The 3,548-nt window shown below is 35.5% G+C and carries 1 protein-coding gene; it reads left to right on the plus strand.

Annotated elements, in window-relative coordinates; all coding sequences use genetic code 11:
- A partial coding sequence (locus EO125_RS09910; RefSeq protein ID WP_164726508.1) for a hypothetical protein occupies nucleotides 1-3,548 on the plus strand: 3,548 nt, incomplete at both ends.

A 3,548-nucleotide genomic window follows, 5' to 3' on the forward strand; every position in this document is an offset into this window, starting at 1 on the left:
CCTGGCATTAAAGAACTAGAAAAATACAAAGACCATTTACTTATTCTAAAGAATGATTGGTATGAGGGTCTTAAATATTTATCTAGTGATGGGGATATGCATTCTGGAAACGATAGAACAGTTAAAACTATCTTAAAGAAAGAGCAAAATAAAAAAGGGGAAAAATTAAGCGAAGACGAGATTATAAATATCCTCAATGATGTTTTGTCGAAAAACAATGGTAGAGCGGGTATTTCTGGGGACAGAAATAAAGGCACTGACTTTTTTACTTCTCCTGTTTTGCAAAACGTGAATAGCAACGAAGAAATTAAAGACCACGAATTAACAAATAGAAATTTATTAGACAACGACGAAAAAATAAAAGAACTAGTTGTAGAACTTCACAAAGAAGGACAGGATGCAAGTGCAAAGAATTCCATTGAAAAATTAGAGACTCTGGATGACCAGTTTAAATACATTATGGGAGCCATTACGTCAGATAATAAAAAAGTAAAGCACCCTAATAAGGCTAGGATTAACGGAGATGACTTTACAGCAGCAGTTCTTCGGTCATTGCTTGAAATGACAAATTCACCAAAAGAAGATACTTGGAAAGAAACGTTTAAAGAAATTAGGCATTCATATCCTAGTGCTAAGGTCGAACAGCTCTTGAAAGAACTCCATAGAGAATTATCTCATCACAAACGGAGTATGACAGAATTTAAAGCTGTTAGTAGAATCACTCCAGAAATGGTAACAGATATACTCGTCAATATGAAATCTGATGAATTTAAGAAGACTTTAAATCTAAAACATCTCGAAGATATTAAAAACGCCGCTAAAAAGGCTGGAATTAACATTCATTTCAGAGAAGAAGGTTTAGGATTAGATGAAAATGTTGCTAAGATACTTGAAAATTCAGATAGAATTGATGAAATTAAATTCCAAAAAGGGAAGGATTTAGCACAAGTAACTGAACAGAAACAACCAACAGAGGCAGAAAAGCAAGCTCAAAAAGAAGAGCAAGAGGCTAAAGAACAACCTATTGTAGCGGCTGGTAAAAGGTTAGCTAGAGAGGTTAGTAAAAAAGCTGGTATTAAAACTCCAGATAATATAGAGATTATCAACCGTGATACACGTAGTGGTAATATCTCTGGTTGGGGTCTTAAAAAATGGTTTGTTTCTCCAATCCGAATGATTCAAAAGTATATCCCTCAAGCGGGAGCTATTATCAAATGGGCAGAGAAAGCTGAGAATGACCAAACTAAATTAATGCAAAACTACTATAGATTGTTCGACAAAATGAAACAAACTATAGGAGATAAATCAAAAGAGTTTGAAAAACTTACTAGAGAGATTAATGAACTTGGTCGTGACTTTGTTCAAACAGTAGCGGTTAACCATAATGGTAAAGAGTATTATGTCAACCTAACAAATCATGACATTTTTGAAGAATATATGGATGAAGCATCAGCTAAGGAAAGATACAAAGAGTTAAAAAATGATGGCTACAAAGTGTTTATGGACTTTAAGGAAAACAAATGGAGAGTATTGGCATCTGATACAGGTCTGAAAACAATCGGCTCTTATAGTGATGCTAAGCAAAAAGCAAGAACAGCTACGATTCAAGCTATCAAAGATAAAGGGTACTCCAAAGAAGTTGCTTATGCCTATAATCATTGGATTACTCTACGTGAGAAAATCTACAACGATAAAGTTCAAGCATGGAAAGATAGTGGACAAGATGAAGACCAAAGACCTAAGTTGCTATGGGGTTATACTCCTAGTTTACACGGAAAATATGGTGTTTACAAAGTAAAAACTGTACGAGATGATGAGAATGGTGAATATAGACAGTATGATAAAATAGCTTCTTTTAAAACTCAAAAAGATGCTATGGAGTATGCGTCTCAATTCGCAAATGACGGTAATTCGTATTCAATCGTAGAACACGGTTCCAGATTCGATGATGCGAGAACGGCATCTGCAATCTATGAAGATTCTTATGACCCTAGCTATGATACCATCTTGGAAGAATTAGAATCCCCAGAGGATATTAATAAACGATTTGAGCGTATTAGTCATAGCTATCCTATGATTGCTAAAATTATTGATGAGTTTATTACTAAGGGTAAAGGCTTAAATAGAGAACAATTTATTGAGTTGCTAGAAGACAAGGAAAAGTTAGCAGATTTAGGAATAGATAAAAAACAATTACAAGAAGAACGTAAACACGCAAACCTTGATGAATTATTCCGCTTAAAACCTACTGTTGGTAAATTAGACATTCAAAAACACTTATTAATCAATTATGGTAATCATATGAGAGATAAGTTTAACCAAACGAGAATGAATGCTCAAGGTGCTAACCCAGATGTATTAGGTAATATGGAAGATTATATCCGCTACAATGCTAGATATATTCCTACAAGTGTGTTCTACTATAAATCCACAGCCTTGTATCGTGACATTACAGGTCACGACTATAAGTCTCAATTCGGTAGAGGTGGTGAAGGAGCTCAAAACGATTATCAAGAAATTCTTAACAATTTCATTGGTAGTGTAGTTGGTTTACCTAATGGCGTAGACAAAATGCTAAACCAAGTCTTTAACGACGTATTTGGCAAAACTTGGGTAAAAGCCATGTTCGGAGAGAAGGCAGTCACTGATGCATTAGGATTTAGTATGCAGACGGTTACTGTATTGAAGTTAGGTATGTTCAGACCAACTGCTGCTATTGCACAGCTTGGTACACTAATGAACATTACCACTTTCTCTGGATTTAACGAGCTTACAGCTAAAGCCATGAGAGATGCCTCTCTATATGGTGGAAACGTTTCTTTAAGTGAAAAGAAAATGTTTAACAGAATTGGTCTAAACCGTGAGGACACTGCCTTAGAAACACAGGCTTTGATGAACGAAAAGAGTATCTACAACATAAACATTAAAGGATTACCTGTTGGTAAATTCTTAGAGAAATCTATGTTTATGTTTAATGCTACAGATAAATATACTCGACGTGTAGCCGCTTTAGTAGCTTATCGCCAAGCGATAGCAGATGGGAAAACCCAAGAAGAGGCTACAGATATAGCTCGTGACTTCGTACGTAAAACTAACTTTGACTATTCCGACAAAGATGCTCCTCAGTTATTTACTAAACTTGGTTCTATTGGTAAATTATTATTACAATTCAAAAAATACCCAGTAAAAGAAGCTGAATTAATGGTAGAATTATTCCAGTCTGGAGATAAAAAAGCCATTGCTAGATTCTTTGGTCAATACTTAGTTATGGCAGGTATGATGGGTGTACCAGTAGCTGGAGCAGGAGATGAGCTTGCTGAATGGATTACAGGAACATCACCTACGAAAGAAATGAAAAAGCTCGTTATGGAGTGGGCTGGTAACGACCCTAATAAAAAATCCTTAGCTTTGATGGCTATGTACGGGGTACCAGCATTAGCTGGTGTAGACTTTAGTAGAAACATTGGTTTAGGTGATTTAGTTCCAACAAACGGATTCCAAGGACCAACTATTTCTACTATACAAAATGTCTACAAAGCATTCCGTGA

Source organism: Veillonella sp. VA139, assembly GCF_003992005.1.
Lineage (GTDB): Bacteria > Bacillota > Negativicutes > Veillonellales > Veillonellaceae > F0422.